This is a genomic window from Bacillus carboniphilus (assembly GCF_039522365.1).
GTDB lineage: Bacteria > Bacillota > Bacilli > Bacillales > JC228 > Bacillus_BF > Bacillus_BF carboniphilus.
In genome coordinates this window covers 59,804-85,540 of sequence record NZ_BAAADJ010000014.1, presented here as the reverse complement: position 1 = coordinate 85,540, position 25,737 = coordinate 59,804, and the positions used below count along the sequence as shown (strand labels likewise).

The window sequence follows — 25,737 nt, the reverse complement described above, 5'->3', positions numbered from 1 at the left end:
TTACTTTTTATGATGTCCAGAGAAGAAAGAATCTCTATCTGAAAAGATTGCCAATTTTATTATCCAATAATCACACGTTCCTTAGGATATTGATACTTCACTTTATTTTCTCTCCCGCCAATCATAAATAGGAAAGCCAGGATTCCTACTCTTCCAATAAACATAAGAAGCATAATCACAATTTTTCCGAAAGTAGAAAGCTCATTTGTAATTCCCATAGAAAGTCCGGTTGTTCCAAAGGCAGATGATACTTCAAACATTATAGCTATAAAGTCTAAGTGTGGCTCAGAAACCGTTAAGGTAAGGATACTAATAAAACAAATGAAAAAAGCCATGAGTGTAACTGCTAATGATTTCTGTAGATCTTCTTCATGAATCTCTCTTCTGAAGACCTTAATTGACTTTCTCCCACGAGCAAATGAATAAAGGAATAAGATATTTAGGGCAAACGTTGTAGTCCGTATTCCGCCTCCAACAGAACTAGGAGATGCTCCAATAAACATTAAACCACATATGAGAAATAGCGTGGGCAACGTGAATTCATTGACATCCATAGTGGATAACCCACCACTCTTGGTTGTTGCAGACTGGAACAAGGCATAAAAGAAACTTTCATGCCAAGACTTATCTTTAAAGAAATGGTTGAATTCTAAGAGCAAGATTAAAACGGTTCCTATTGCAAAAAGAGCAAAAAAAGTAACCGTTGTTAACTTCGTATACAGCGTAAAACGAAACCGTCTGTCTGTATTTTTATGGAATAGGAAGTTTTTCATCTCAATTAACACCGGAAATCCGATGGCACCTAATGTGATGAGAATAATAGTAATAAACTGCACAAAATAATCCTGCGCAAATGGCTTTAAAGAAGCTCCAGTGATGTCAAACCCTGCGTTCGTGGTGGCACTAACAGAAGCAAAAAGACCTTGCAGGAAAGCTTCTTTCCAGTTTGGATAATACTCTAGAAAATATACACCTAGAATAAGGGCACCCACTATCTCAATTAAGATAATGATATAGAGAATTTGCTTAAGAAGTTTGACTACACCAGCTAGGTTCATTTGGTTCTGATCGGCCATCATAAGTCTTCTTCCTTTAAGTCCGATCCTTTTACCTATAATCATCCAAAAAAACGTTCCTAATGTCATAACCCCTATTCCTCCAAACTGGAGGACAAACATTAACAAAAATATCCCTTGAACAGTGAAAGTCTCCGAAATATTGATGGTAGATAGTCCTGTAACACTTACAGCACTAACAGCGGTAAAAACTGCATCAATAAATTTCCAATCCACACCTGGTTGATGTGCTCCTGGTAAGCTTAATAAAATGGTAGAAAAAGTAACAGCCACCAAGTAATACGAAACGATCACTTGAAAAGGAGTTAACTTATTAACTAATACAAATAACGATCTTTTCATTTTTAGATGGTTCCTTTCAAGGATAATCTATTCCATATACTATAAAAAATAAGGACATTTTGAAAGGCTTAATTGAAACTTTCTCATTTTATTTGTAACCCTCTCCATATAAGGAAATTCATTACTAGTCATAAAATCTCGAGTTTATACCCCATACTATCTTACACTGGGATCAATGGAGGTGAAAAAAATGGCTAAACGAAATGCTCTATTAGTTCCTGGAGTAGAGGCTTATTTAGAAAGCATTAAATATGAAATCGCTCAGGAATTTGGTGTACAGCTTGGTTCAGATTCTGCTTCTCGTTCTAATGGTTCAGTCGGTGGAGAAATTACGAAGCGACTTGTAAAACAAGCCCAAGCGCAATTAAATAACAATCCAAATCAATAATATAATGCGCTAAAAAGCTAAATATCAATGGAAAAAATAGAAAAAGCCACCCAATATGGTGGCTTTTTATGGTCTGTTATTGCTGTTTTCGTTGTTCCCATTGTTGCCTTTGTTGCCTTTGTCTTCACCGTTTCCCTTGTTTCCTTTGTTGCCCTTTTTTTCATCGTTCCCCATGTTACCTCTGTCGCCCTTGTTTTCATCGTTCCCCTTGTTTCCTTTGTTCTTCCCATTTTCTTTATTGTCGTTTCCCTTATTTTCAGGGTCTTTTGAGTTTCCCTTTCCTGGATGTTCACTTTCATTATTTTTTTCTTTCTGCTCTTTTTCCTTTTCCTTCTTATTTTGCCCTTTATTTTCATTTCCAGGTTTATCCTCAGACTTTCCACGATTCCCCTTTTCATCATCCTTATTGCCTCTATTACCTTTTGCTTCCTTATCCTGTTCCTCTTCAGTTCCTAAGTCTTTGGTTTCTTCTTGAGACTTTGGATTTTCTTTCTTCTTACTTTCAATTAGCTTTCCTGTGGATACACCAGCTTGACTAGCTTGTTCCCGATCTTCCTCCGTACCTTCATACCAAGTTAGCTCAACATGTTCTTTTTCCATCTCAACTTGAACTTCTTGAATGATTCGTGTCATTTCCTCTTTTGTATCTTCTTGTTCTTCCACAAAAACAGATGAGAAGATAACGGTTTGCTCATCATTCAGAAATCCTTCTTCTTTACTTTCTTTTACGAGGATTGATGTAACTTTCGTAAAAGATTGTTTTTCCCAATTAGAAATATCTTCGAGAATACTCTCTGCTTCATTATTTAGTGGAACAATGTCTATAATTTTAAACTCTTCGTCAATTGCGATTTCAAAGCTTGGGTTAATATCCACTGTCACATAAGCATATGCTGTTTGATTTCCAAACCCAAATGACAATAAAAAAGAGGCAAAAATTAGCACAAACACAGAGGCAACTGCCAATATTGGTTTGGGAAATGATAATACCCGCTTTCTTTCTTTTAATAAGACTTTAGATTGAATCGTGATCTCTTGACCAATCTCGTATTGTGGGTAATCATTTTTATCCGTTTGCAAAAACTGACCATCCTTTGTTAAAACCGTTAATTTTTCCCCCTTAACGTCCATGACAATCCCTTTCATCATTGTTCCACCACCTCCTTCATGTACTCTTTTAATAATGGGAATTCCCCAGATAAAACCAAGGTAATTCCAATAATATATTTACGATTTCTTTCAATCGTTTTCCGACTGACATCTACTTTTTCTGTTAATTCCTTGACGGGTATTTTCTTTTGTAAAAGAAGCTGTTGAAGTAGTTCAGGATCATTGGATAATGTGTTGGCTACCTGAATAGCATTTTGTCTAGCATCAATATGTTTAGGCGTTTGTTCAACCAAATCCTGAAAACTTAAATCAAACTCTCTTAGTAATGATGTTAAAGATACTATTTCTAATCTTCTTGCCTCAGTTTCATTTTGTCTTTCAAATTCCTTCATGGAGACGGTTGTAAGAATAGAAGATTGAGACTGTTCTTCTGTCTCCTCTTCATCAATACTAACCATTGTCATCTTATTTTCTTTTCGAATATAATCAATTACTCTTCTTTGAATAATTACGTTTGCAAAAGTTAAAAAAGAGGATCCCTTCTCAACTGAATACTGGTCAATTGCATGATTAAAAGCGATGAGACCAATGCTAAATTCGTCATCAGATTCTGTCACGTATCTCCTACAAACTTTAGAAACAGCTTTCTTAATAAATGGCTTATACGCATCTAGTAGGGAATCACGAGCATCTTCATTCCCGCTTTGTATAGCAGCGACTTCTTCTTCAATTTTTTGGTTTTTCCGTTTCGAAAACAATTTCAGCATTCGTCTCACCCCATTCCGTTGTCATTATATCATACTATTATAATAGAGTATGACAATCGGATGAGTGGTAGTATTCTAGAAGTGTCATTCCATCACCTTAAGTAATAGGGGGAGGACACTCCCCCTATACATGATTAGTTATTATTACCTTTGCCTTTGCTGTTTCCTTTTCCTTGACCCTTATCTTTGCCTACTTGATCCATGTGCTTCTTATGGCCATTTCCTTTTGCTTTTTCATGACCTTTACCTTTGCCTTTTTCGTGACCCTTACCTTTACCATTGCTTTCTTTCTTTTCTTTAACAACTCCTGGAACCGGAAGAACATCTAGGTCTTTTTCTTCCTCTTCTACCACTGTTGCATCTTCCTCAGTAGTAGTTTCTTCTTCTGTTACTTCCTCTTCAGTACTTTCTTCTTCTGTTGTTTCAGCATCAGTCGTTGTGTCTTCTGTTGTTTCAGTATCAGTTGTCGTTTCTTCTGTTGTTTCTTCTGTTGTCTCTTCTGTCGTTTCTTCTTCCACTACTTCTTCAGCATCTTCTAAGTACTTTGCTAGTTTCTTTTCCATTTTAGCGTAAGTTTTTTCGATGTTTCTTTCTAAAGCAGCACGGGCGTTTGGATTTTTCACTTTTTCTAATGCAGCAGTTAGAGCAATGATGTTTTGACGAACTAATAGTTCAACTTCATCTTTTTCTTCTTCCTCTTCCACTACTTCTTCTGTGTCTTCAGTTGCTTCTTCTTCTGCTGACTCTTCTGAACCTTCTTCATCTTCAGTTACTTCTTCTTCCGTAGCATCTTCTTCAGTTGCTTCTTCGTCTTCAGCTACTTCTTCCTCTGTTGCCTCTTCTGTACTTTCTTCTGTACTTTCTTCGTCTTCAGTCACTTCTTCTTCTGTAACCTCTTCATCAGTTGTATCTTCTTCAGAAGAATCTTCATCAGAGTCAGCCATATAATTAAGCGCACGGTTTAATACTTCTAGCGCTAATTCTTCTTCTCCATCTTCAAAAAGCTTTTCAGCTTCTGCAATTTTTTCAGCTGCATATTTTGCATATGCTTCTGCTTTTGACTTTTCATCAAAAGTTAATAATAAATTTACCTTTTCGAAGAATGAATCTAAGAAATAAAAGAAGTTATCTGGCGTTAAACCTGCTTCTACTTTTACTTCAGTTGTTCCATCATTTACTGTATTTAGTGAAACAGTTTCATTTGCAAATGCTCCTGTACTACTTGAAAAGATAAATGTTCCAGCAATCATTGCTGCTGACGTTTGCTTAAAGTATTTTTTCCAATTCATGTGTAATCCACCTCGTAAAGTTTTTTTGTATGTAGCGATCGCCTTCACTTACACACTTCGGATGGATGAGATTATTTATGTCGCAAATTGATAAATTAAGACAAGTTCGAACCAAATTTCCTATATTTCGAGTTAATTTTTGATATGGATTAGTAAAAAAGTAACAAAAAAAATAGCCTTCTCTAGAGGAAGACTAAATGGTTTATTTTTAATTTTCTAAAGCTTCTTGTGGCCCCTTCCTCTTTGAGTACATGTAACCCCCAAATGAAATTAGGATGAGCACACCCCAAAATACGAGTTTCCAACTAAAGATTTCTGGAAAGTGGTGATCGATAATTCCCACTTTTTCATGTGCTAGAGTATGAACAAGCAGTTTGACACCAACCCATCCGACTATTAAAAAGGCTGCCGTTTCAAGCGCTGGGTATTTTTTGGGAAGATTTACAAACCAGCCTGCTGCAAATCGCATAATAACTAAGCCAATCAAGCCACCTAGGAACATCACAGTAAATTGTCCTCCAACGATACCTCCAACTGCAAACCACCCTGTTGGTGGTAATGTTACAGCCAGTGCGACAGCCGCCAACATGGAATCAATAGCGAAAGCAATATCCGCTAATTCTACTTTTTATGGCTTTCTTCTGTTGTTGATCTGGTAAATGTTAACCATAACAGCCATTACAACAGCGTTATCGGCCGCGAGTATTCCTTCAAGCCCAATAAGAACTAGTAAGACCCAACCGTATTCTAAAAACATGGTAGCATCCAATTGAGTGTCCTCCTAGTCATGTTTTTATACCGCTCTACGTCGAGCTTTCTTCCTACTCTTCATTATGATCATTCGGATAATAAATCCAATACCCAAACCTGGTAATAAACTCAGCATTGGAAAGAAAATAGGACCTATAAATACACCAAATACCTCCACCTTAACGGAGTACATTAAACCAACCGTGATAAAATATGCACCGAACGCGAAAGGAAGATAGGACATTTCTTCTTCCTCCCGCATAGCTGACCTATAAGCGTCCCACATGGCGAACATATATAAACATGGATAGAACATTAGCCATTGATAATCAATGATTTCAGCTGCTCTCCTTGTTTCACCTAAAAAGCTCAGCATAATTGCCTCATTAAAATTGCTTTGGACGTTTATCAAAAACTCTAATAGAACCAATAAGGCACCTTTCAAGAATTGCCCACTTAACAATTGAGAAAAGCCTGGAAGAGCGACACTCCAAAGTACTGCTTCTAACTTATCCAGCCGTTTCATGATACCCATTCATTTCCATTATGTACTTTTTCTTATTCCCTATGTATGATAATTCCATTGTGTCTGCTCCTTAAAAACAAGTGGTCTTTTTTTGAAAGGACTAGCAATTATATTGTTTACAAACTAGGCGATAATTATTTAAAGATAACTTCCGTTTTACTAAATTTCCCAAAATAAAAAAGCTAACCATTTACGGTTAGCTTTTGATCAATCTTTATATTTCATCTCCATTTTTTGAAGTTCTTTTAAGTTTTTCTAAACTTTCTTCTAGAAGACGAATGACTTTTTCGGTTTCATCCTCATCACGGTCACTCTTTTCCTGGTTATTGTAATAGGATGCATGATGAAGATACTGCTCTTCTCTTTTCTTTTTCCTAAAGTATTTTTTCATAGATCGTGTGGTACGATCAAAATAGCTATATACAATTGGAATAATGAAAAGAGTTAAGAAAGTACTTGATAGGAGTCCCCCAATTACCGTTATTCCCATCGGTTGGTTTAATTCAGTACCCTGACCAATTCCTAAAGCCAATGGTAGGAGCCCTAAAATTGTTGTAAGAGCAGTCATGAGAATTGGTCTAACACGCACCTTCACAGAATCTATGATGGCTTCATATGTGTCCAGACCTGCTTCTTTCTTTTGGTTAATATAATCAACGATAACTATGGCGTTATTAACCACAATACCTGCAAGGACGATGACTCCAATGATGGCCGTAACACTTATTGGTGTTCCAGTAAATACAAGGGCTAAGTTCACACCAATAATCATTAACGGAACCGTAAACATAATGACAAATGGAGTCTTCAATGACTCAAACTGTGCTGCCATCACTAAATATACGAATATGATAGCGAGCACAAAAGCAAGCCCCATATCCCAAATGGCATCATCCAATAACTCGCGATCTCCAGAGAATTCAAGTGTAGTGCTATCGGATAAATTCAAATCCTGTATGGCAAGGTCAACTTCATTAGAGATATGTCCTAAATTCGTGTCAGTTGAATACTTGACTGTAAACTGAACAGCTAGTTGTTGATCACTTCTATGAATGGCTGAAGGGCCTTCACCAGTGCTAATATCAGCAATTTGGTCTAGAGTAACATAAGTACCTGCACCAGTTCGTATCTGCAATTTCCGCAGGTTTTCAATACTATCTCTTGCATCCTCTCTATACTCGACGAATACTCCTGTGACATCTCCATTTTCTTCGACAATTTGTGTTGCTTGTACACCTCTTGTCACATTTGAAACCAGTGTAGCAATTTGTGCTGGTACCAATCCATTTGAGATTGCCTGCTCTCTATTGACGGCTATTTGTATTTCTTTTATGGTATCTTCAAGGTCAGTAGATACATCTGTAACATGTTCAATTTCCGAAATGGCTTCATCAATCTTATCTACAGCCTCATTCAATGCCTGCTCATTTGGATCACGAACTGTAAAACTTAAGGTTTGTGGACTTGTACCAGCTGAAGATTGAGTGGCCATCCTTATAACAGCTGTCTCATTTTGAGCAATTGCTGCATTCTCTAAATCTGACCTAATTTCATCTATAAACTCTAAAGTTGTTTGGTCTCTTTCTGAGGCCTCTTTCATTTTCACATAAATCTCAGCACGATGTGACTGTATACCACCCCTAAAGGAGGACTCTTGTGTTGACCCAATTGTACTTACATAAACATCTACTTCATCATGGCCATTTAGTTTTTCCTCAATAGCATCCACAACACCCTCAGTTTCAGAGAATGCTACGCCATTATCCAATCTAATTCCTATACTAAAGAATCCTTCATCCGTACTAGGTAAGAATTGCGTTCCTACTCTTGTCAGTCCAAGTCCACCACCTACTAATAATAGGAACGTGATGAAAAGGACGATAAATCGATGGCTTAGGGACCACTTTATAACGTTTTCTACCAATCGAATGAGAAATGATTGTTGTCTATTCTCTTCTTTAACTACACTGGAAGGCTTTAACCACTTACTTGCTAGCATCGGAACCACTGTTAAAGCTACTGCCAGTGACCCTAGTAAGCTGAATGATATAGTCAATGCAAACTCTGTAAAGATTTCTCCTATTATACCGCTAATAAACACAACAGGTATGAACACAGCCACGGTTGTTAGTGTTGAAGCTGTAATCGCAGATGCAATTTCTTTTGCACCATCGCTAGCTGCTACTTTAGGAGTCTTTCCCATTCCTAAGTGTCGATTGATATTTTCAATTACGACGATAGCATTATCAACTAACATCCCTATCCCAAGAGCAAGGGCACCCATTGTCATAATGTTTAAAGTGAAGTCAGAAAAATACATTAAGACAAACGTGACAATTACGGAATAAGGAATGGCAACCCCAATTATGATAGGGCTTTTAATATTACGTAAAAATAAGAATAAAACGAGCATGGCCAAAGCTCCACCAATAAGGAGAGAATTGGTGATATTTCCTATAGCCATTTGTATGTAATCACCCTGGTCAAATAAGATATCCGCTTTTAAGCCCTGATATTGCTCCTTTGATAAGAGTTCCTCAAGATTTTCTTGAAACTGCTTTGAGACTTGAGCTGTGTTGGCATCTGATTCTTGTAATACACTCAAAAGCATAGCCGGCTGTCCATCAGCACGAGTAATGACGTTTTGATTGCGTTCTTTCTTCTCAACTACAGCGACATCTGACAAAAGGATATTTTCGCCCGTGACCAGATTTTTAGTAATAATCAAATCGGAAATTTCATCTGGAGATTTTAGCTGACTAATAATCCTCGTGGTCAATTGCTCACCATTTGATATAACCGGCTCACCAGGTAAAGAAATTTCATTAGCTCTAATAACAGAAATGATATCATCCTGTGTTAGCTGGTTTGCTTTCAATTGATTTTGATTTAAGGTGACCACAATATCTTCTGTGGTTACCCCTGAAAGACTAACGCTTGCAACACCATTCACTCGTTCTAAATCTACCTTTAGGTCATTGGTGAGGTTTTCTAAATCTTTTTGTTCTGCTTCCTCTCCTCTTAACGAGAACTGTATGATCGGAAACTGAGAAGGGTCAAACTTCATGAATCTTGGTTCCACGTCCTCAGGTAATGAGGTCTGGTTAATTCGTGTAATGACATCATTTTGAATATCGTCTATTGAAGTGGACCAGGAAAACTCAAGAAAGATGAAATTGGCTCCCTCCTGTGAAGTTGATTGAATCGTCTTAATTCCTGGGAGTGTCGTCAAATTGGCTTCTAAAGGTTTTGTTACTTTTTCCAATACTTCTTTAGGTCCTGCACCAGGATAATTAGCAACGACTACTGCAACTGGAGGATTGAGGTCCGGAATTAGCTTAAGTGGAATTCGTAAAACCGATACTCCTCCCAATATTAGAATTAAGAGCATCGTAACAAGAGTAAAAATAGGTCTTCTTATTGAAAAATGACTGATGTTCAAGTCACTTCCTCCTTTATATATGTAGGGGAAAACCCCCGTCTTTTTATACGGGGGTACAGCAATTTAGTTTCAATTTTTATCTTCCATTGGCTGATACAGCACAATATCTGGATTTTTTTCTTGGAACCACCTTAGAGCAAAGTCATTTTCAAAAAGGAAAACAAACCGATCATAACGGTCTTTGACTAGCATACTTCTTTGACTAGATAGCTTTTCATCCACTTTTTCGGCATCAACCCATCTTGTCATTTTTTGTCCCATTGGCTCCATAAGTATGTCCACATTATACTCATTCTTTAATCTGTGCTCAAACACTTCAAATTGTAGTTGTCCAACAGCTCCCAAAATGTATTGATCGGTTTGAGCAGTCTTAAATAATTGAATGGCTCCTTCTTGCACTAGCTGTTGCATACCTTTATGGAAATGTTTTTGTTTTAAGGCATTTTTTGCCGTCACTTTCATAAAGAGTTCTGGGGTGAATTGTGGAAGACGTTCAAACTCAAATGTGTCCTTACCACTAACTAAGGTGTCACCAATCTGGTAGGTGCCTGTGTCATATAAACCGATGATGTCTCCGGCTACGGCTTCATTAACAGTTGTACGATCATCTGCTAAGAAGCTTGTAGATTGAGAAAGTTTCACTTGCTTCCCCGTTCTTGATAGAGTTACAGGCATTCCTCTTTCAAAGCTTCCTGAACAAATTCGTAGGAATGCGATTCTATCTCGGTGTGCAGGATTCATGTTCGCTTGAATCTTAAAGATGAATCCAGAAAAGTCCTTCGATAACGGGTCTATGGTTCCTGCTGATGAATTTCTTCCCTTTGGAGGCGGTGCAAATTGTAAATAAGATTCTAAGAAAGTTTGAACCCCAAATAAATTTAATGCCGATCCAAAAAACACAGGAGATAACTGACCATTATCAATATCCTTACGCGAAAAAGGATTTCCAGCTTCATTTAATAACTCAATTTCCTCGAGTGTTTGTTGAAAAACTGGAGAATCTTCAATCTCGTGTGATTCCTCAAGTTGTCCCTCATCATTTAGTGGAAGCTTTGTATGGTCTCCCGATTTAAATAATTCAACTCGATTATGAAAACGGTCATAAATTCCCATGAAATCTTGTCCCATACCGATTGGCCAATTCATCGGATAAGATTGGATTCCTAAAACCTCTTCCAGTTCTGCTAATAGTTCAAGAGGCTGCTTCCCTTGGCGATCCATTTTATTGATGAATGTAAAAATAGGAATTCCACGCATGGCACATACTTTAAAAAGTTTTAACGTTTGTTCCTCAATACCCTTGGCAGCATCGATAATCATGACCGCACTGTCTACCGCCATTAAGGTCCGATACGTATCTTCACTGAAGTCTTGGTGCCCAGGCGTATCTAAAATATTGACTCTAAATCCATCGTAATCGAATTGTAAAACACTGGATGTAACAGAAATCCCTCTTTGTTTCTCGATTTCCATCCAATCACTCGTTGCGTATTTACCAGTCTTCTTTGCTTTAACCGTTCCTGCTTCTCTAATAGCCCCACCAAATAATAGTAACTTCTCTGTTAAAGTCGTTTTCCCTGCATCCGGGTGGGAGATAATAGCAAAGGTTCTTCTCGAAAGAACCTCATCCTGAAGATTTTTCATCGTTGTTTCCTCTTCCTTTCTATATGAAAGACGATAAGTCTTTAGCTTCACTGAAAAATAATCGGTAGAACCTTTTCTACAAATATCAAACAAATACTATACTACCATCTAGCTGTTATAAATGCTCTTTTTTTCTAATGTGAGTGTACTCTTTTTTGACGTTTTTGGGGGTTGTGTTCCCTTTCTTAACGTATTTCTTTTCACTAGGGCTCGTTTCTTCGGTTTGCGTTCCCTCTCTTAGCGTTTCTCTTCTTACCAGGACTCGTTTCTCCGGTTTGCGTTCCTTCTATTAACGTTTCTCTTCTTACCAGGGCACGTTTCTCCGGTTTGCGTTCCCTCTCTTAGCATTTCTCTTCTTACCAGGGCTCGTTTCTCCGGTTTGCGTTCCCTCTTTAAACTTTTCTCTTCTCATCAGGGCACAATACCAATCCACACTACTCCTCCAGATGTTTATAAAAATAAAAAAAGTGCCAAACTAACTAAACTATCGAATTGGAAGGAGGACTTCACTTTGCGTAGACCTTTGATAAACGTGGCACTCATTTTCTCTTTAGTTTTTGCTCCTAGTCCACCTATTTACTCATCTAGTTCAGTAGCCACTTTTAGATTTCTGTCGACAACATATATTTCCGGTCAAGTAGATTTGTTTATAGATGGGGAAAAGACAATTTCAGATGTTTCAAATAGGAAGGGGAGTCATTACATCAAACTAACTTCTGGGTACCATCTAATAGAAGTAAAACGAACACATCGTGATCGGGAGACGACCTTAGTATCAAAAAGTATGGAATTCAATAAATTTCCATCTACTTTAGTTCTGTTTGGAAATAACCAAAAATTACTTGATATCCTTCGACTGGATGATCAAGTAAATATTGAGAAAGGAAAAACACAACTGAGGCTACTGCACCTTCTACCTAGGGGATCTAAATTACACCTTTATATCCGAGGTGAAAAAATTATTCAAGCTGGTACCTATAAAACCCCAACAGAATACGCAGCGATTGAACCGGGAGATTATCCATTAGAAGTACGGACTGGCAATCATCAACTAGTTGTATCACTTCCACAAGTACAACTACAACCTAATTCAGCCTACACACTATTGTTCTATGATAATAAAGGAAAGGTGGGAACTACTTTGTTACAGGACGGGGGTTTCATTCAGGCAGAACATCTTTTACTTAAAAATCCTCCAGAAGACTGGAGATGACCATTTCACCATGGTCACATCTCCCTTGTCCATTGGTAGATTTGACTTGCTACACTTTCTATCGTATCTGGTTGTAATTTCATAGGAAAGTGCTGCTTCATTCTTTCTAATATATCTCCATGACTGTCTTCATACGTAACAATATCAGACCAATGATAATCTGGTAGTGCTACTAGAAAGAAAAATTCCTTTCGATTTTCGTATAAAAATACTTTACTTTCCTTCTCTTCTATTACAGTTCTTCTAATTTTCATTTTTTTACTTCCTCTCCAAATTATTAAATGCTCTTAAATGACTGTTTTAGTTTGAAAATAGCTACTTAATTTTTTTTATATAATCCCTTTCTTTGGACAACATAAGATTACCAAGAAATGAGATAAATTGCACCCACGAAGAAAGGAGATTTACATGCAATATATATGGGGTATTGGTGGCATCATCATTTTGCTACTTATTGCTTATATTTTTTCAAACGCTAAACGAAAAATTAAGCTTCGAACCGTTTTAGGCGGGCTCATTATTCAAATTCTATTGGCATTTATTGCGTTAAAATGGGAGCTTGGTAGAGCGGCCCTCAACTGGATCACTAATCGAGTGAATGAGATTGTTGCAGCTGCTGGTGAAGGTATTTCCTTCCTCTTTGGACCAATCATCCCGGAAAATGGCGTGATCTTCGCATTTCAAATACTTCCGGTCGTCATCTTTTTCTCTGCTTTAATTTCTGTTTTATATTACATAAAGGTGATGCAAGTCTTCATTAAGTTTCTTGGCGGTGGCTTAGCAAAATTGTTAGGGACAAGAAAAGCGGAATCCATGTCTGCAGCAGCCAATATTTTTGTGGGTCAAACGGAAGCACCGCTCGTAGTAGCACCATTTTTAAATAAAATGACGAATTCTGAATTATTCGCTGTTATGACTGGTGGGTTAGCATCCGTAGCTGGTTCAACTCTTATCGGTTATTCACTCTTAGGAGTACCATTGGAATATCTACTTGCTGCAAGTTTTATGGCAGCTCCGGCTGGACTAATCATGGCTAAAATATTTGTACCAGAGACTACAGACCATCCAGAACCAAAGGAAACAGAAATAGATATAGACAGAGAGTCTACCAACGTTATCGATGCCGCAGCTAGAGGAGCAAGCGTAGGGTTACAATTAGCATTAAATATAGGGGCTATGTTACTAGCATTCATTGCGTTGATTGCCGTGATAAACTACTTTTTAACCGGCATTGGTTTATTATTCGGTTTTGAAGGTTTGACCCTTGAACTGATATTAGGATATATTTTCTCTCCTGTTGCTTTTATCATAGGGGTTCCATGGGATGAGGCCATTCAAGCAGGCAACTATATTGGACAGAAGCTTATCCTTAATGAGTTCGTAGCGTACTCAAACTTTGCACCTGAAATTCCGAATCTATCGTCCAAAACCGTTGCTGTTATTAGTTTTGCACTTTGTGGTTTTGCTAATATCTCGTCTCTTGCTATTATCTTAGGTGGACTGGGAAGTTTAGCACCAGAACGCAGAGGCGACTTAGCAAGAATGGGAGTTCGAGCCATTCTTGCAGGTGCCATGGCCTCACTTTTAAGTGGAGCAATTGCCGGAATGTTCATTCCTTAAGTTCTATAAAAACCATTTGCGGTCACATCTCGTGATCGCCTTTTTTTATTTTTCTCCATCTAAACCCTTACATTGGAAACCTTCCAAAATACCTACAAAATTAACATTAATTAACGCTCATATTTTCCCATATCGTAATTGCGATTATTGAGAAATCTACTAAAATAGAGGTAGGAGGAGATCAAATGTCCGTATCAATTAAAGTCACCTTAGATGAAGCATTAAAAATGCGGGGAAATATGAAACAAAAAGAGCTCATTGAACTAATCAAGCAGAAAACAGGAGAAAATGTTCGTGCTGCTAGTGTTAGTGAGCTTAAAAATAATCAAAGAACCTCCCTCAATACTCGATTACTTTCTTTAATAGCGGAAGCTTTAGAAATAAAAGACATCCGTGAACTAATCACCATTCAATGGGATTAAATAATGCTTCTTAAAAGCTCGTCTGATGTTAAAGACGGGCTTTTATTTTTTGTTTAGTAAACCTACCGCCAAACAGATAACTTCCCTCTATTACAACTCTATTGTAAGATAAATTTGCTAGTTTAAAATAGAAAGGAGATATTTACAATTATGAAACCCATTCAATCATCAGAAGAATTTAATCAGATCATCTCTGGAGATCAAAAAGTTATCGTTAAATTTTACGCAGGCTGGTGCCCGGATTGCACGCGAATGGACATGTTTATAGGTGAAATTTTAGAGGAATACTCACAGTACGAGTGGTATGAAATCAACAAAGACGACTACCCTGAAATTGCTGAGAAATATCAAGTCATGGGAATTCCAAGCTTACTCGTTTATCAAAATGGAGAGAAGCTAGCTCATTTACATAGTGCGAATGCAAAATCTCCTGAAGAAGTACGTGAGTTTTTACAAACGGTATAAATAATCTAAACGGTCCCGCCTAAGTAGGTGGGATTTTTTTATTACCTAAATATGTATAATATGTGAAATTTGACCTAAAGGCACTTTGAATTTTTGTATAGCCTCTATCCACTGTTTCTTCTTTTAGAGATAATGGAAGTATAAAAGAGTAAAGGGTGTTCATTGTATGAATTGGAACAAGGAACAGTCACTATTGTATTATGCCTTATGTAAATGGAGAACTAAGCCAAATAACGAGTTAGAAAATTCGTATACTCTCCACAGGAAAACTTCTACCATCGCTTTAAATATCATGGTGATTCATGCGATTGCACTAGAAACGGTAGGGTTGCATTATTTAATACATAAATTTAGTCCCAGCATATCCTGGATTGCGCTGCTCTTAAATGTATATACCGTCATTTTCCTAATCGCTCAAATACAAGCTATTCGATTAAAGCCTATTATTATAAATGAGGAATCCGTTTTATTTCAGGTAGGACTTACTAAATCCATTCGAGTACCTTATTCAAACATTCGTTCTTTTAAACCCTATGACGGACCTGAGAAGATTCCTAACAAGGAAAAAACACACCTATTTGAAGCTATGGTGATAGATTTCACCCCGGAAAAACCACAATTTGACCTCTTACTACAAGAACCAATACCTGCTGTATTTTTATATGGTATAAAAAAGCCGATTGAACGAATTGTTATTAGAGTAGATGAACCACAAGAGTTTGAGATGAAAATAAATCAGCATATATTAAAATATAAAAAAAGCATGGATTCCTAGATTGGATTTCCATGTTCTTTTCTTTTTATATACTTCTCGATTGCTTCCCTCGTCGCATCATACACAGTCTTTCCTATTCCTTTTCCGAGTGAAGTAACAGGACCGGCATATGCTAAAGGGGTTCCCTTTTGAGTAGAGGCAATTAACATACTATCGGTTGGTGTTCCAGTTGCTTGTGTTTTAGAAAAAGAGTCATGAATTTCTAAATCAAATAGAGCCTTTGATTTGGCTTCTGTAGCTGTCATAATCGCCTGTACAAAGGCTTCCTCAGCTAAATCACCATTTACTAAAACCCAAACATTTATGGTACCTGGGATTTCTTTTCGGTCATTTTGATAACTCCGGGAAACGTCAATTGCATTCCCAACCCCGGCAGTGACCATAACAAGGAATGAAAAATCCTCACCCTTATCGTTCCACTCTTTAATTACGACATCTTCCATGTGAACAGCTGTCATCATTGCTACAGTATCTGTAACGTTCAAGCCCTTTTGTTGAATGAAGTCCCTCATTTCGTTTTGACTATCATCACAATCGTAATCAGGTGTTACCTTTCGATTTAGAAAAGTCGAGTACCACCCCATTCCTGAATTAAAAACGGCTGAAGATATGGTCTTTAATGGAATAGGAGATTGGTAAATAACAGATTCCATCGTACACATAAAATGCTCTCTGGACAACCTTACATTTGTCCCCAATTCATAATTTGGGATTAAGGTAACTTGTGGTCTTGGGAAACTAGTATGAGGTTGTTTTTTTATATTTGTTTTGTACACATGCTGAATTCTATGCTCCTCTAGAACCTCCCAAGGTGTTCCCAAACTAATAATTTCTCCCTGATCCATCAAAATCAGACGGTCACAATAAAGACTTGCTAAATTTAAATCATGAAACACCGATAGCACAGTCAAATTCTTCTCTACAGACCATTTTTTAAGTAGGTCCATTAACCCTTTTTGGTGAGCTAAATCTAGATGATTGGTGGGCTCATCTAATAGAAAAAGTGAAGGTTCCTGCGCTAATGCTTGGGCAAGAAAAACACGCTGTTTTTCACCACCACTTAGTGAATTGAGTTCTTTTTCCTGGAAGGACTCAACACTAGTAGCTAGAATGGCTTGCCGAACAGCTTCCTCATCCTCTTTAGACCATTGTGGAAAAAGTCCTTTTTGAAATGGATATCTTCCCAATTCTATCGTTTCTCTAACAGAATATGAAAATGAAGTTTCCGTGGACTGGGGTAGGACTGCCATCACTTTAGCTAACTCGACAGAGGAGTACGTATGAATAGACTGATCATTGATTCGTACTTCTCCAGCATGTAGAGGCAAGCCCTTACTGATCAGCTTTAATAGTGTAGTCTTTCCACTGCCATTTGGTCCAAGAATACCAATAAATTCACCAGCATTTACTGAAAAACTTATATCTTGAACAACTGGTTTTTTATCATATGCAAATGCCACATTATAAACGTTTAGCATAAGAACCTCTTCTTTCTGTACGCTGCCTTATTAAAAGTAAACCAAAAATAGGGGCACCGATAATGGCTGTTATGACTCCAATCGGAAGCTCGCTAGGTGTAATGATGGTCCGTGCAACAAGATCTGCCAAAATTAAGAAACTTGCACCTGTTAATATCGATAAAGGAAGTAGGTGTTTATGATTGGTACCCCATAGTAATCTTGTAAAATGCGGAACCACTAATCCTACAAAACCAATGGTACCAGATACAGCAACAGCAGCTCCCGTTAACATAGCCCCAGCGAGTAATATGAAAAGTTTTCTCCTAGCTACATTAACTCCTAGGTACTTTGCTTTTTCCTCTCCAAAGGATAAAGCATTTAATTCCCTTTCATTCATCCAAAGAATGGCTGTTCCTATCACAAAGAAAGGAAGAAAAAGTTTGATATACTCCCATCCACGCATTGAAACACTACCAAGTAACCAACCGATGATTTGTCTCAACTCATCTCCCGTTAATGCAATCAGTAAGGATATTAAAGACCCTAGAAAGGAGCTAAAAATGATACCTGTTAAAATAATGGTTTCAACTGATAAATTTCGATTGACCGTTCTAGCAAAAAATAAGACAGATAAGATTGTAATAAATCCAAATATAATACTAACGAGCGGTAAGGTAAACGTTGAAAAACCAGGAATGGTAATTCCAAAAAACAATACAAGAACGGCTCCCAACGAAGCTCCTGAAGATACCCCTAATGTATACGGATCCGCTAATGGGTTTTTTAATAAACCTTGAAAAGCGGCCCCTGCAATCGCAAGGGACGCTCCAACAAGTCCTGCCAATAAAACTCTCGGAAGTCTAATATTGATAATGATACTTTCATACATGGGTTCAAATTGGGCAGGTATCCCAAACCATGCATGACCCAACACTTCTAAGATCGTAGGTATCGGAACATAAACTGAACCTAAAGATACACCTAGCAGAATCGTTAGGACAAAGAATGCTATAGCCAAGGAATATGCACTTGGTTTATTCTCCATAAACATCTGGATAAACCGCCTTAGCCAATGCCTTTACACCTTCGATAAGACGAGGTCCTGAACGAGTTACTAGATCAGAGTGTACGTCCACAACATGCTTATTGGTAATCGCTGTCACTTGTTCCCACCCATCACGTGATAAAACAGTTTCAACTGCATCTGGTGTGTAGTAACCATATGTGATAACAACGACATCAGGATTTTTCTCGATAATAGCTTCTTCTGTCATGGGCTGCCAGCCTGCAACATCTGCGGCTACATTTTCTGCACCAATTGCTTCTAACATTTCATGCATAAAGGTTCCTGTTCCGGTTGTATAAATCTCTGGCTCTGCACCAACTTCAACAAAAACCTTCTTTCTATTTTCTGCTGTTATAGAAGTTGCTTTCTCTTTAATTAGGGCTACTTCTTGTTTCATAGAGTTAACTATTTCACTTGCCTTTTCACTGTATCCAGTGGCTATTCCAATCATTTCAATAGAGGTATAAACATCTTCGAATGACGTTGCATTATTGACAATAACAACATGTGCACCTGCATCTCTTAGTTGTTGCAGACCTTCAGATGTACTGTCTGCCGTTGAAGCATGGGCTAAAACTAAATCAGGCTGTAATGAAATTATTTTTTCAAGATTGATTTCCATTGCACCGATTTTTTCCTTTTCCATGACCTCTTCTGGATAATTATCAAAATCTGAAACGCCTATTACCTGTTCACCCGCTCCTAATGCATAAGCTATTTCAGTATTACTTGGAATTAACGAAACAATTTTCTCTGGTTTGGCATCTAGGGTAATCTCCGTTCCAAGCGCATCTGTAAAAGTTACAGGGAATCCAGGGGTATATTCATCAGATGGTTCTTGTCCATTCGCTTCTTGCTCCGACTGGCTTTGTTCTGCATCTTTCGGTGTTGGTCCCTCTTTTTGAGAATCATCGGAACACGCAACAGATAAAAGCATTACCATGATTAGAACTGCAAACAACTGTAGAAACTTTTTCATTTCTAGTATCTCCTTTTTTGTAAGACGTTTGATGTTTTTTTGAGGCATGGTGCTCTTTGCGGACAGAGAATCCGCTATTGCCCAAATAAAAAAGCATCCCCCTTGGAGATGCTGGATGTGTATGAGAAGTCGCCGCATGTGAAACATGGATTTAAATCGATCCTCAAACACCTCCCTATCCTCGTAGGTTACATGGTGTAAAAACATAGGCAGGTCTCCTGGCTCATGGTCATAGCTCCCTACGTCTTCCCATACAGACAAGTACAGTGACATTTTGTAAGTCGCTCCCATTTACAGTGGCGGGACCGCGTTGGAATTTCACCAACTTCCCTTTTAAGCTCATCCAGACGGATAAGCACCTATATCTACTACATATGTAATTGTTTACAGAAATCATTATATACATAGAATGAAAATTTTGTATAGTCTTTCTTATAACCTTCTTAGTACAAGGAATGTCACAAGCTATATAAAAAGGTACCCTTTAAAGGGTACCATGAATCATTCAACTTCCAACGTTTGTTCTTCCAAAATTCTTCGCCGTTCCCTTAAGAAATTGGCTAAATTCACAACAACCGTTTTGGCCACAGCATATGTTGGAATCGCTAAAATCATTCCAAGGATACCTGCTAAGTTACCTGCCACTAGTAATAGAATAATAATAGTAGCCGGATGGATTTTTAGTTGTTTTCCAAGGATTAGTGGAGATAATACATTACCTTCTAATTGTTGGGCAACTGTAATCACAATCACAACTAAAATTGCCTTCATAGGAGACTCGAATAAGCCAATAATCAGGGCAGGTGCTCCACCTAAGATAGGTCCAATATATGGAATGATATTTGTAAAGACCACAACCACAGCTAAAATGAGTGCATACGGAAGGTCTATGATTAAATAACCGATAAAGGATAAGGTTCCTACAAATAAGGCAACAAGAACCTGCCCTTGGATATAAGATGCTAAGGTTTTATTCGTCTCTTTCAATGTCTTTAACCCTGCACTTCTGTACGATGATGGTAGAAATTTAATCAAGTTTTCTCCAAATTTATGCCCATCTTTAAACATATAGAATAAAAGAAACGGAACCGTCACAATGGTTATTGTTACACTGGTAACCCATCCAATAATGGAAGCAAGACTATTTGTTAGTTTATTTGGTAAGCTGTTAGCAAACTCTACTAACTTCTGCTCAATATCTTCTAATGTAACGTACTCTTGAGTCATAACCCACTTGAATTGCGGTGAATCGGACATCTCCTCGAAGAACTCCACGGATTGATTGGCATACGTCGGTAAATTATCAGCTAAATCCTTGAACTGTTTTGTAACAGCTGGTATGAAGTAACTTAACAACAAGGAAATTAGACCAATAATAATCGCATAAACGATGATAATGGAAATAGTTCTTGGAATCTTAAAGCTTTGTAATTTCTTTACGAGTGGGTTTAACAAATAATATAGGAACCCAGAAATTAAAATAGGAAAAAATAATGTTGAAATAAACACTCCTACCGGTTGAAATATAAATGCAATCTTTGTAGATATGTAAATAATCGCAACCATAAGAAGGATTTGTAACGTCCAAAAATGAACCTTCGACTTAAACACTAAACTAGTTCCTCCTCTATAAATCTCTATCTATTTCCAATATACCCTTTTTTGGGTACTTGGAAAATAAAAGATTTGTAAATAATACATTCTAATTGTTTGAATTCGTTATTATTATCAACTACATTTTAGTTAGTAAAACAAACAGATGGGAGATTCGTTATAATGGCAGAGCATCACTTTACGTTACAAGCACATTGGCCAGGATTAAGAAATGACATCGGCGAGATAGAATCAGGTAACTTAAAAACAAAAGTCTCTATTCCACCAGAAATGGATGGCCCTGGTATCGGGACGAACCCTGATGAAATGTTATTAGGAGCTGCAGCAACCTGTTATATTATTACACTTGCCGCAATGATGGAACGGAGTAAATTAGAAAAGAATGATTTAAAGATGGAGTCTGTAGGTATTGTTGACGTAACAAAAGGAGTCATTACCTATAAGAAAATTATTCATAAGCCGATTATTACTCTCAAAGAAGATGCAACAGATGCCGATCTTAAGCTCGCTCACAAGTTAGCTATCAAAGCCGAAAAGTCTTGCATGATTTCACGAGCGATACAAGGTAATGTCGAAATTGTATTAAAAGAAACGGTTACACGAGGATAAGAGAAAGGGACTGTGACTACCCTTTCTCTTTCTTCTCTTTCCGATCTTTCAGAATATCTTGGATAATACCGATATGTAGAGCCGCCCATGCTTTTTCATGAAAGTGAAGAATGACACTGAATACCAGAGTAATCAAATATGCGAGAACAAACAAAAGCCATAAATAGCTACCATTCTTAAATAAAATAGATTGTAGCTGCTTTGAAAAGATAAAAAGGAGCCATGGTCCTGCTGAAACAAAAATAGGGATAATACCTGTCCCGCTTTTCTCTTTTATCATCTTATAATAGATATCTTGTAAGACAACTGTTTCAATATCTAGATAAAAACTTTGAATTTCTCGAATCTCAGATAACTCACGATTGGAAGTGAAATTCGGATCCTTTCGTTTGCTCTTCTTCAGTTTTTCATAAAACTTATGGGCATCTCCGCGAAATGAAAGCATACAACATGACCCTCCTAGCAATAGATGGTGGGTTTCCTTAACTATTCCTTTATAGGGTTTGTTGTATTGAAGCTTTCATTCGTTTCACCAAAAAATCAGACTAATAACTGTAGAGTCTTTTCAAGATGAGTATGAGTAAACTGAAATCCTTCTTCCTCAAGTCTTTTAGGAATACAGTTCCTACCCGTCAATGCTAGTTCCGGTTCAGTTTTCATGAACAAATAGGCTCCTACCTTTACCAATGGCGCTGGAGTGGGAGGTGACCATGGACGATTCATGACCTTTCGCAGTGTTTCCATGAAGACTTTATTGGTTACAGGAGTCGGACCTGTTGCATTATAAATTCCTTTCATACTTTTAGATTGAATGGAAGTCCAAAGCAATTCATTTAGATCGTCGACATGGAGCCAGCTGATATACTGCCTTCCACTACCAACTGTTCCACCTAAACCAAACTTTGTAAGTTTTTTCAGAGGCACGAGTGCGCCTTCTTCCTTCCCGAGAACAAAGCCGATTCGAAATAAAACCTTTCTTGTGTTAGGGAGGTCTTGTTTAAAAAAGGCATTTTCCCACTGAACACACACATCCGCAGAAAACCCTTCTCCAGAAGGTGCCTCTTCATCGCATACCTTTTCCGTATTACCATAAATAGCTAAAGAGCCAGCCTGAATGAGAGACTCTGGCGGGATCGTACATTGAAGGATCGCTTGATCAATCACAGCCACTGAATCAAGGCGAGAAGATAAAATTTCCTCTTTATTCTTTTGTGTATAAATACAATTGACACTCTTACCAGTGAAGTTAATGACCGACTTGGCTCCGTCTAAATTATGTGCCCAATCACCTAGAGTTTTTCCATCCCAGTGAACAAACTCTATTCCTTCATCAGTCCTAGAATTTCCTCTAGTTAAAATAACAACTCGAATGCCTTTCTTTTGCAAATATTTAGCAAAAGACACTCCTAGAAACCCAGAGCCTCCTGCTAATACAATCGTAGAGGACATACCTTTCACCTCTCCTTATTCTTTACAGTTCAATCCGATCAAAATTCTTTAGTGTGATCAATTTGGAAACTGTTAAATAACCAGCCCATTCCACTTCTGCTTTTTTCCATTCTTCTTCATACTGTCCAAACCATGACCAATTAGGTCGCCAAGCTCCGTCCTCTCCGATTGTATCTATTTCGAATTGAAGATTGAGCTCCACTTCATGTTCTAATAAATCATAGAATGGTGAATTCGGTGTATGAACAATTTGTAGTGGCCTTACACTATAACCAGACCATTCTGCTGGATTTAATGTAACCGTTAAACGAGTAGAGCCTCGCAATCTTGTTTTCACTTTTTTCTCGGCTTCACCATGTAATGAATCTACTAACCTCTGGTAGCATAAAAAGTCATGCATTTCGATGGATTCAGGCAGATGATTTAATTGCTCCAAAGCTAAGCTTGTTACTTCCTCTAAGAAGCTTTCTTTTACCAATGACTTATGATCGTGTAAATATCCCACGATTTCAGCACTAGGATTTGCCCAAGTCTCCTCAACCCCACAAGCATCTGTTTCAACGTTGTAGCTCCACCAAGGAGCATGTGGCACTTCATTAACCTCTTTGGATAAAGCTTGCCAACGTTGTCTTTGGTGGTTATAAGAATTTAGTAAATAAGTAATGGCAGCTTCTATTATTTTCTCTCGGGAAGTAGCCCCCACACTTCTTGCATACTGCAGACCAACAGTAGTAGCCATAGGAGATGAGATTTGTAAGCGGAAATCAGGTTCAATAGCATGACCAAATCCCCCATCTTCGTTCTGGAACTTTTTCAGCTCTTCTAATACCTTTTCTTTATTCTCATCTTCAAAAACATAAGAAAAAAGAGCTTGATCAATTGGGCGCGCTTGTTCTTTAATAAACTTCTTAGCTAATTGAAATTTCTCATTAGACAATTTCTTCATGAAAACACTCCTTATGTGTTTTATATGATATCCCGCTTCTCGGTCACTAGTATCGATGGGATTAACAAAACCAAAAGATAAATTACAATAATGAAGAGGGAGAAACCTAAAGATAGGTCTGAAAGAAAAGGATCCATCCCCCCACTAATCATACGGTTATCACTGTAAGAGCTTAAAGATAAATGTGGAAATATCACATACTTGCCCCAATCATACATGGACACTAGTAGGGTAATAGGACCACTACTAAATTTTGCTAAAAACGTAAGACCAGTGGCAAGCCCCATGCTTTTCGTAAGAGCACCAATCATAAAGGCTAATGTAATATAAAAAAGAATATTGGGGTAGTGATACAAACCATTTATGATGTTATTAGTTAGGGCATTAAAAATTTGGTCATATTGAAAAAACAACAATCCAAGAAAAAAATTAAAGCCGATTAGAATAAAGTACAGAGTTAAAGCCAGTAAGTTGACAATGAGATATTTAGATAAAAGAATGGAAGTCCTAGAGTGCGAACGGATAAACAATTGCTTGATTGTACCTTCATTGTACTCACTGGTTAAGACACTAGCCCCAATCACAATAGAGTAGAAAGAAACAATAGTTGTGTAGATAGATGCGGAATAGATTGTATATTGCATACCACCAATCCGAAGATTAAAACGGTTACTATAAAACAACACAAGGAGGGCAGCAATTACTAATAGAGCTCCCATTACAATTAAGAATACCCCTGCTCGGTGTTTCTTCCTGGCTTTCATCCATTCGTTTTGAAGTAATGAAATCATAGGCTTCCCTCTTTCTGTTCCGTAAGCAATAAGAACTGGTCCTCTAATGAAGTCTTCAAAGGTGTACACTCATAAACTTTTATACCGTCGTTAGCCAAATCAAATATGATGTCAGGTATTTTTTTGTAATGCACGAACCCTGTTATCACTCTTTTATTATCTGATTCTGCATTCCCGTACTTCTCAACAATCTTTAAAGCTTGTAATAGCTGATTTTCTGAAACTGTAAAGGCAACTTTCGTGTCTAGCTCTGCACTGTTTTGACCTTTAACATTGATTTCATTCACATATTTTCCTTTTTGAATAATAATGACTTTGTCACTCATCAATTCAACTTCTTGTAGAATATGGCTAGATACAAGAATTGATATATTTTCCTTTTTAGAGATATCTTTTAAGTAGTCTCGTAAATGTCGAATTCCCGCTGGGTCTAAACCGTTAGATGGCTCATCTAAAATTAACACGGATGGCTTATGTAATAACGCTTGGGCAATCCCTAACCTCTGCTTCATTCCTAAAGAATATGTTTTCACTTTATGGTGGATGGCATCTTCAAGTCCTACAAATTTTGTTAATTGCTGGATTCTCTCTTCTGAAACGGAGGTCTTGCTCATTCTTGCAAAATGAATGAGATTCTCCTTCCCAGTCAGATAGGTATACAACTCAGGGTTCTCTACAATCGCGCCAATATGGGAAAGAGCTTTTAGCTTATCCTTTTGGACATGATGACCTTCAATATATATGTCCCCTTTGGTAGGAGTGATCAATCCAGCTATTAAACGGATGGTAGTCGTTTTTCCAGCACCATTAGGTCCAAGAAATCCATATATCTTACCTCTTTCCAATTGAAAGGATAAATTGTCTATGATAACTCGACCTTGGATTGTTTTCGTTAGATTTTTAACAACCAGAGGATGAACGGTTGAATGACTCATATGACACCTCTTCTACTAATATTTATTATTCATACGAAGTCTTTTCTAAAAGGTTTCAG

General features: G+C 37.5%; 24 protein-coding genes, 1 pseudogene and 1 riboswitch. Of the genes and pseudogenes, 7 read left to right on the top strand and 18 right to left on the bottom strand.

Annotation, left to right across the window (positions count from 1 at the left end; genetic code table 11):
- Positions 1-59: 59 nt before the first annotated feature.
- Complete coding sequence (locus ABDZ91_RS07000) at positions 60-1,418, bottom strand: TrkH family potassium uptake protein (protein WP_343797570.1); 1,359 nt, start codon at positions 1,416-1,418, stop codon at positions 60-62.
- A gap of 190 nt (positions 1,419-1,608) precedes the next feature.
- On the opposite strand from ABDZ91_RS07000, the gene ABDZ91_RS06995 reads away from it, so the two are divergent.
- Positions 1,609-1,806, top strand: coding sequence for an alpha/beta-type small acid-soluble spore protein (locus tag ABDZ91_RS06995; RefSeq protein WP_343797569.1), 198 nt, complete (start codon positions 1,609-1,611; stop codon positions 1,804-1,806).
- Between the two features lie 66 nt (positions 1,807-1,872).
- Here ABDZ91_RS06995 and ABDZ91_RS06990 read toward each other — a convergent pair whose 3' ends face one another.
- The 7 genes and pseudogenes from ABDZ91_RS06990 to ABDZ91_RS06960 all read right to left on the bottom strand — a co-directional run bounded on the left by ABDZ91_RS06990 (position 1,873) and on the right by ABDZ91_RS06960 (position 11,334).
- Complete coding sequence (locus ABDZ91_RS06990) at positions 1,873-2,955, bottom strand: anti-sigma factor domain-containing protein (protein WP_343797567.1); 1,083 nt, start codon at positions 2,953-2,955, stop codon at positions 1,873-1,875.
- Positions 2,952-3,692 (bottom strand): RNA polymerase sigma-I factor, encoded by a 741-nt coding sequence (sigI, locus tag ABDZ91_RS06985; protein WP_343797566.1) that lies wholly within the window; start codon positions 3,690-3,692, stop codon positions 2,952-2,954. The genes ABDZ91_RS06990 and sigI overlap by 4 nt, the downstream gene beginning before the upstream one ends.
- A 125-nt stretch (positions 3,693-3,817) precedes the next feature.
- Positions 3,818-4,972 carry a DUF5667 domain-containing protein gene (locus ABDZ91_RS06980; protein ID WP_343797564.1) on the bottom strand — a complete coding sequence of 385 codons (1,155 nt, stop codon included), beginning with the start codon at positions 4,970-4,972 and terminating at the stop codon, positions 3,818-3,820.
- Positions 4,973-5,180: 208 nt separating this feature from the next.
- Positions 5,181-5,741: pseudogene (locus ABDZ91_RS06975) on the bottom strand (TerC family protein).
- Between the two features lie 24 nt (positions 5,742-5,765).
- Positions 5,766-6,248: a hypothetical protein gene (locus ABDZ91_RS06970; protein WP_343797562.1), complete on the bottom strand. Its 483-nt coding sequence runs from the start codon at positions 6,246-6,248 to the stop codon at positions 5,766-5,768.
- Between the two features lie 214 nt (positions 6,249-6,462).
- Positions 6,463-9,690: an efflux RND transporter permease subunit gene (locus tag ABDZ91_RS06965; RefSeq protein ID WP_343797561.1), complete on the bottom strand. Its 3,228-nt coding sequence runs from the start codon at positions 9,688-9,690 to the stop codon at positions 6,463-6,465.
- Between the two features lie 69 nt (positions 9,691-9,759).
- The gene (locus ABDZ91_RS06960; RefSeq protein ID WP_343797560.1) at positions 9,760-11,334 is read right to left on the bottom strand and encodes a peptide chain release factor 3; all 1,575 of its coding nucleotides are present in this window, start codon (positions 11,332-11,334) and stop codon (positions 9,760-9,762) included.
- 511 nt (positions 11,335-11,845) lie between these two features.
- Between ABDZ91_RS06960 and ABDZ91_RS06955 the strand changes: the two genes are divergently transcribed.
- Positions 11,846-12,547 (top strand): DUF4397 domain-containing protein, encoded by a 702-nt coding sequence (locus tag ABDZ91_RS06955; protein WP_343797558.1) that lies wholly within the window; start codon positions 11,846-11,848, stop codon positions 12,545-12,547.
- Between the two features lie 14 nt (positions 12,548-12,561).
- On the opposite strand, the gene ABDZ91_RS06950 is transcribed toward ABDZ91_RS06955, so the two are convergent.
- Positions 12,562-12,801 carry a YueH family protein gene (locus ABDZ91_RS06950; protein ID WP_343797556.1) on the bottom strand — a complete coding sequence of 80 codons (240 nt, stop codon included), beginning with the start codon at positions 12,799-12,801 and terminating at the stop codon, positions 12,562-12,564.
- Between the two features lie 154 nt (positions 12,802-12,955).
- Here ABDZ91_RS06950 and ABDZ91_RS06945 point away from each other — a divergent pair, with 154 nt between their 5' ends.
- From ABDZ91_RS06945 to ABDZ91_RS06930, 4 genes are all read left to right on the top strand, one after another.
- Positions 12,956-14,167 carry a NupC/NupG family nucleoside CNT transporter gene (locus tag ABDZ91_RS06945; protein ID WP_343797555.1) on the top strand — a complete coding sequence of 404 codons (1,212 nt, stop codon included), beginning with the start codon at positions 12,956-12,958 and terminating at the stop codon, positions 14,165-14,167.
- Between the two features lie 185 nt (positions 14,168-14,352).
- Positions 14,353-14,589: an XRE family transcriptional regulator gene (locus tag ABDZ91_RS06940; protein WP_343797554.1), complete on the top strand. Its 237-nt coding sequence runs from the start codon at positions 14,353-14,355 to the stop codon at positions 14,587-14,589.
- A gap of 138 nt (positions 14,590-14,727) precedes the next feature.
- A complete protein-coding gene (locus ABDZ91_RS06935) occupies positions 14,728-15,054 on the top strand; it encodes a thioredoxin family protein (protein WP_343797748.1) in 327 nt (108 codons plus the stop codon).
- Positions 15,055-15,220: 166 nt separating this feature from the next.
- Positions 15,221-15,829 carry a hypothetical protein gene (locus ABDZ91_RS06930; RefSeq protein ID WP_343797552.1) on the top strand — a complete coding sequence of 203 codons (609 nt, stop codon included), beginning with the start codon at positions 15,221-15,223 and terminating at the stop codon, positions 15,827-15,829.
- Here the strand turns inward: ABDZ91_RS06930 and ABDZ91_RS06925 are convergent.
- From ABDZ91_RS06925 to ABDZ91_RS06910, 4 genes are all read right to left on the bottom strand, one after another.
- Complete coding sequence (locus ABDZ91_RS06925; protein WP_343797550.1) at positions 15,826-17,307, bottom strand: adenosylcobinamide amidohydrolase; 1,482 nt, start codon at positions 17,305-17,307, stop codon at positions 15,826-15,828. The two genes, ABDZ91_RS06930 and ABDZ91_RS06925, sit on opposite strands and share 4 nt — an antisense overlap.
- Complete coding sequence (locus tag ABDZ91_RS06920) at positions 17,291-18,340, bottom strand: FecCD family ABC transporter permease (RefSeq protein ID WP_343797548.1); 1,050 nt, start codon at positions 18,338-18,340, stop codon at positions 17,291-17,293. The genes ABDZ91_RS06925 and ABDZ91_RS06920 overlap by 17 nt, the downstream gene beginning before the upstream one ends.
- On the bottom strand, positions 18,324-19,334 hold the full coding sequence (locus tag ABDZ91_RS06915) for an ABC transporter substrate-binding protein (RefSeq protein ID WP_343797547.1): 1,011 nt from the start codon (positions 19,332-19,334) through the stop codon (positions 18,324-18,326). The genes ABDZ91_RS06920 and ABDZ91_RS06915 overlap by 17 nt, the downstream gene beginning before the upstream one ends.
- A gap of 191 nt (positions 19,335-19,525) precedes the next feature.
- A riboswitch (cobalamin riboswitch) is annotated at positions 19,526-19,712 on the bottom strand.
- Positions 19,713-19,835: 123 nt separating this feature from the next.
- Complete coding sequence (locus ABDZ91_RS06910) at positions 19,836-20,945, bottom strand: AI-2E family transporter (RefSeq protein WP_343797545.1); 1,110 nt, start codon at positions 20,943-20,945, stop codon at positions 19,836-19,838.
- Positions 20,946-21,110: 165 nt separating this feature from the next.
- Between ABDZ91_RS06910 and ABDZ91_RS06905 the strand changes: the two genes are divergently transcribed.
- Positions 21,111-21,557, top strand: coding sequence for an OsmC family protein (locus ABDZ91_RS06905; RefSeq protein WP_343797543.1), 447 nt, complete (start codon positions 21,111-21,113; stop codon positions 21,555-21,557).
- Positions 21,558-21,573: 16 nt separating this feature from the next.
- On the opposite strand, the gene ABDZ91_RS06900 is transcribed toward ABDZ91_RS06905, so the two are convergent.
- The 5 genes from ABDZ91_RS06900 to ABDZ91_RS06880 form a co-directional block, all read right to left on the bottom strand.
- Positions 21,574-22,002: a hypothetical protein gene (locus ABDZ91_RS06900; protein ID WP_343797542.1), complete on the bottom strand. Its 429-nt coding sequence runs from the start codon at positions 22,000-22,002 to the stop codon at positions 21,574-21,576.
- Between the two features lie 95 nt (positions 22,003-22,097).
- A complete protein-coding gene (locus tag ABDZ91_RS06895) occupies positions 22,098-23,006 on the bottom strand; it encodes a TIGR01777 family oxidoreductase (protein ID WP_343797540.1) in 909 nt (302 codons plus the stop codon).
- A gap of 22 nt (positions 23,007-23,028) precedes the next feature.
- Complete coding sequence (locus ABDZ91_RS06890) at positions 23,029-23,952, bottom strand: hypothetical protein (RefSeq protein WP_343797538.1); 924 nt, start codon at positions 23,950-23,952, stop codon at positions 23,029-23,031.
- A 20-nt stretch (positions 23,953-23,972) separates the two neighbouring features.
- The gene (locus ABDZ91_RS06885) at positions 23,973-24,743 is read right to left on the bottom strand and encodes an ABC transporter permease (RefSeq protein ID WP_343797536.1); all 771 of its coding nucleotides are present in this window, start codon (positions 24,741-24,743) and stop codon (positions 23,973-23,975) included.
- The gene (locus ABDZ91_RS06880; protein WP_343797534.1) at positions 24,740-25,678 is read right to left on the bottom strand and encodes an ABC transporter ATP-binding protein; all 939 of its coding nucleotides are present in this window, start codon (positions 25,676-25,678) and stop codon (positions 24,740-24,742) included. Before ABDZ91_RS06880 ends, ABDZ91_RS06885 begins: the two co-directional genes overlap by 4 nt.
- Positions 25,679-25,737 lie beyond the last annotated feature (59 nt).

Bases quoted from the DNA above. Each gene is read 5' to 3' on its own strand.
- ABDZ91_RS06970 (WP_343797562.1), bottom strand. From the start codon at position 6,248: ATGAAACGGCTGGATAAGTTAGAAGCAGTACTTTGGAGTGTCGCTCTT.
- ABDZ91_RS06930 (WP_343797552.1), top strand. From the start codon at position 15,221: ATGAATTGGAACAAGGAACAGTCACTATTGTATTATGCCTTATGTAAA.
- ABDZ91_RS06920 (WP_343797548.1), bottom strand. From the start codon at position 18,340: ATGTTTATGGAGAATAAACCAAGTGCATATTCCTTGGCTATAGCATTC.
- ABDZ91_RS06905 (WP_343797543.1), top strand. From the start codon at position 21,111: ATGGCAGAGCATCACTTTACGTTACAAGCACATTGGCCAGGATTAAGA.
- ABDZ91_RS06915 (WP_343797547.1), bottom strand. From the start codon at position 19,334: ATGAAAAAGTTTCTACAGTTGTTTGCAGTTCTAATCATGGTAATGCTT.
- ABDZ91_RS06990 (WP_343797567.1), bottom strand. From the start codon at position 2,955: ATGATGAAAGGGATTGTCATGGACGTTAAGGGGGAAAAATTAACGGTT.
- ABDZ91_RS06885 (WP_343797536.1), bottom strand. From the start codon at position 24,743: ATGATTTCATTACTTCAAAACGAATGGATGAAAGCCAGGAAGAAACAC.
- ABDZ91_RS07000 (WP_343797570.1), bottom strand. From the start codon at position 1,418: ATGAAAAGATCGTTATTTGTATTAGTTAATAAGTTAACTCCTTTTCAA.
- ABDZ91_RS06895 (WP_343797540.1), bottom strand. From the start codon at position 23,006: ATGTCCTCTACGATTGTATTAGCAGGAGGCTCTGGGTTTCTAGGAGTG.
- ABDZ91_RS06900 (WP_343797542.1), bottom strand. From the start codon at position 22,002: ATGCTTTCATTTCGCGGAGATGCCCATAAGTTTTATGAAAAACTGAAG.
- ABDZ91_RS06995 (WP_343797569.1), top strand. From the start codon at position 1,609: ATGGCTAAACGAAATGCTCTATTAGTTCCTGGAGTAGAGGCTTATTTA.
- ABDZ91_RS06980 (WP_343797564.1), bottom strand. From the start codon at position 4,972: ATGAATTGGAAAAAATACTTTAAGCAAACGTCAGCAGCAATGATTGCT.
- ABDZ91_RS06890 (WP_343797538.1), bottom strand. From the start codon at position 23,952: ATGAAGAAATTGTCTAATGAGAAATTTCAATTAGCTAAGAAGTTTATT.
- ABDZ91_RS06960 (WP_343797560.1), bottom strand. From the start codon at position 11,334: ATGAAAAATCTTCAGGATGAGGTTCTTTCGAGAAGAACCTTTGCTATT.
- ABDZ91_RS06950 (WP_343797556.1), bottom strand. From the start codon at position 12,801: ATGAAAATTAGAAGAACTGTAATAGAAGAGAAGGAAAGTAAAGTATTT.
- ABDZ91_RS06945 (WP_343797555.1), top strand. From the start codon at position 12,956: ATGCAATATATATGGGGTATTGGTGGCATCATCATTTTGCTACTTATT.
- ABDZ91_RS06925 (WP_343797550.1), bottom strand. From the start codon at position 17,307: ATGCTAAACGTTTATAATGTGGCATTTGCATATGATAAAAAACCAGTT.
- ABDZ91_RS06880 (WP_343797534.1), bottom strand. From the start codon at position 25,678: ATGAGTCATTCAACCGTTCATCCTCTGGTTGTTAAAAATCTAACGAAA.
- ABDZ91_RS06940 (WP_343797554.1), top strand. From the start codon at position 14,353: ATGTCCGTATCAATTAAAGTCACCTTAGATGAAGCATTAAAAATGCGG.